2 protein-coding genes are annotated in these 625 nt (G+C 39.4%); one reads left to right on the forward strand and one right to left on the reverse strand.

Annotated elements, in window-relative coordinates; all coding sequences use genetic code 11:
* A partial coding sequence (locus RTW80_RS26820) for a hypothetical protein (RefSeq protein WP_312721135.1) occupies window positions 1-230 on the forward strand: 230 nt, incomplete at its 5' end.
* 16 nt (window positions 231-246) lie between these two features.
* Here the strand turns inward: RTW80_RS26820 and RTW80_RS26825 are convergent.
* The coding region (locus RTW80_RS26825; protein ID WP_409415321.1) for a tyrosine-type recombinase/integrase at window positions 247-625 on the reverse strand (379 nt) is incomplete at its 5' end.

Genomic DNA, 625 nt, shown 5'->3' on the forward strand with positions numbered 1-625 from the left:
GAATAATAGTGTTCAACAAGAAAGACAATGCACTTTCGCGAGTAAAAGAATGGTGGACGTATCTTGCAGATAAAGAAAAGCTAACTAGCAAAGTAGATTGCACAATATCTGACATGGCTTTTTTCACCGAATGCCAAGATGAATCTACAGGAAGAATGAAAAATATAAGACATTTATTCATCCCTCTGTTTTATCAGCCAAAAGACAAAAGCGCTGTCAATTCAAAATAAACCAACTCCCCATACTTTATGATTTATTTGCAAAATCATATGGGGAGATATGTTGTTCAGTGTTTGCGTAAAAATAGTTCGCCCACCACTGCATCATCAATCCTCTTTCATTAAGATGTTCAGATGTATGAATATAAGCCGCACGCACATTATTACGCTCTGTATGACTCAACTGACGTTCTATTGCATCATCGCTCCATAACCCTGACTCACCCAATGCACCACGCGCCATCGTTCTAAAACCATGTCCGCAGACTTCAGTTTTCGTGTCATAACCCATTGCACGTAAAGCGCTGTTAACAGTATTTTCACTCATAACCTTAGTTGCATCGTGATCCCCCGGGAACAGTAGTTCTTTATCACCACTAATCTGCTTCAGTTGCTGTAACAAAATC

The organism is Escherichia sp. AM3, from assembly GCF_032029835.1.
Lineage (GTDB): Bacteria > Pseudomonadota > Gammaproteobacteria > Enterobacterales > Enterobacteriaceae > Escherichia > Escherichia coli.